The following is a 1,994-nucleotide window of genomic DNA, read 5'->3' as shown; positions in this document are numbered from 1 at the left end:
CGGGAGTTTGACAGTTGAATATTTAAAAAAGTTATCGCAGGTCGCATAAAACCTGCGTTTTTTATGTCAAATTTTTTGCTTTGGTATGTACTCGTTTGTAATAGTGTGGTATAATTAAAAGAAAAAGGATTTTGTGTCATGTATATTGCAGTTACAGGTAGTAAAAATAATAAAGACGTTTACATTTATCAATCATTCCGAAAAAAGGATGGAAAGTCATCATCTCGCATTTATAAGAAGCTTGGAAAATATAACACCTTGTTGGAACAGTTTGATGGTGATAATGAAAAACTTATCGCTTGGGCGAAAAGCGAAGCTGCCAAAGAAACTGAACTCTACAATGAGCGTACGGGGAAAGTAACGGTTGAGTTCTCTCAAGCTGCCTGCATTCCTATGAACGAGGCGCGTTCTTTTCATGCCGGTTATCTATTTCTTCAACAATTATGTACAGAGCTACGCCTTGATAACATCTGTCGTGTGATTAAAGGACACCATAAATTTAAGTATGATCTTCATGCGATTCTAACTGATCTCGTTTATGCAAGGGTTCTCTCTCCTTCAAGCAAGCTCAGCAGTTATAACTTTTGCAAAACGCTTCTTGAACCACCAAAGTATGAGATTCAGGATGTTTACAGAGCTTTATCTGTAATCGCGGAAGAGTCGGATTTTATCCAAAGTGAACTATACAAAAATTCAAACTTCATCCATCCAAGAAATCAGAAGATACTCTACTATGACTGTACGAATTATTACTTTGAGATTGAGGAAGAAAGCGGTTTGAAGCACTATGGAAAAGGCAAGGAGAACCGTCCAAATCCGATTGTTGGCATGGGGCTGTTTATGGATGCTGATGGCATTCCACTGGCATTTGATGTTTTTCCAGGTAATCAAAACGAGCAGACAACGCTTAAACCTCTGGAGAAGAAAATCATAAAAGATTTTAACTGTAGTGAATTTATTTTCTGTTCGGATGCCGGTCTCGGAAGTGCAAATAACCGAGCGTTTAACAGCATCGGGAATCGGGCTTATGTCATCACGCATTCCCTTAAAAAAATGAAGCAGGAAGACCGTGATATTGCCCTGAATCCAACGCAGTTCAGAAAAGTTGGTTCGACAGATTTTATAGATATCAGGACTTTGGACGAAACCGATGAAGACGTTTTTAACTCCATTTACTACAAAGAAGTTCCTATTGTCACAGGAAATATGGATGAGACACTAATCGTTACATACTCTCCGAAATATAAAGCTTATCAGCAAAAAATCCGGTCACGTCAAATCGAGCGTGCAGAGAGGATCATCAACTCTCCTTACAAAAAACGGAAGGGTAAAAATCAAAATGATCCAATGCGTTTTGTAAAAAAGACTGCTGTAACAGACGATGGTGAGATTGCAGAAAAGAAAGTATATGAAATTGACGTGGAACAGATTGCCAAAGAAGAACTTTACGATGGTTTCTACGCAGTAATGACAAATCTGGAGGGAAATATCGAGGAAATCATAAAGATCAACAAGCAGCGCTGGGAAATTGAGGAGAACTTCAGAATCATGAAAACTGAATTCGAAGCCAGACCTGTGTATGTCAGAAGAGATGACCGGATTAAGGCTCACTTCATGACCTGTTACATCAGCCTTCTTCTCTACCGTCTGTTAGAGCGGAAAATAGGAAATAACTATACAACAGAACAGATCATCGAGACCTTACGTTCTATGAAAATGACACTGTTAAATACTGCTAATGGCTATGTTCCGTCCTACACACGAACTGAAATAACAGATTCATTACACAAAACTTTTGGTTTTCGGACAGACTATGAATTCATCAAAAAATCTACGATGCGAAGCATCATCAGGCAAACAAAAGAAATAAATTTACCATAGCGTAAAAAATATAGCACAATAGCACATATCGTTACGAAACAAAAAACGGCTGCAAGCATTGATTTTACTGGCTTTACAACCGTTTTTTTGTTTTTCAACTGTCAAAGATGGGA

At 38.1% G+C, this 1,994-nt stretch carries 1 protein-coding gene; it reads left to right on the top strand.

The features are described 5' to 3' along the window. Nucleotides 1-138: 138 nt before the first annotated feature. Nucleotides 139-1,881 (top strand): IS1634 family transposase, encoded by a 1,743-nt coding sequence (locus ROSEINA2194_RS13520; protein WP_007888265.1) that lies wholly within the window; start codon nucleotides 139-141, stop codon nucleotides 1,879-1,881. Nucleotides 1,882-1,994: the final 113 nt, after the last annotated feature.

Origin of the sequence: Roseburia inulinivorans DSM 16841, assembly GCF_000174195.1 — a bacterium.
GTDB lineage: Bacteria > Bacillota > Clostridia > Lachnospirales > Lachnospiraceae > Roseburia > Roseburia inulinivorans.
This window is presented reverse-complemented; position numbering and strand designations above follow the sequence as displayed.

What these genes read in the sequence shown, in the direction of transcription:
- ROSEINA2194_RS13520 (WP_007888265.1), top strand. Translation starts at nt 139, where the DNA reads ATGTATATTGCAGTTACAGGTAGTAAAAATAATAAAGACGTTTACATT.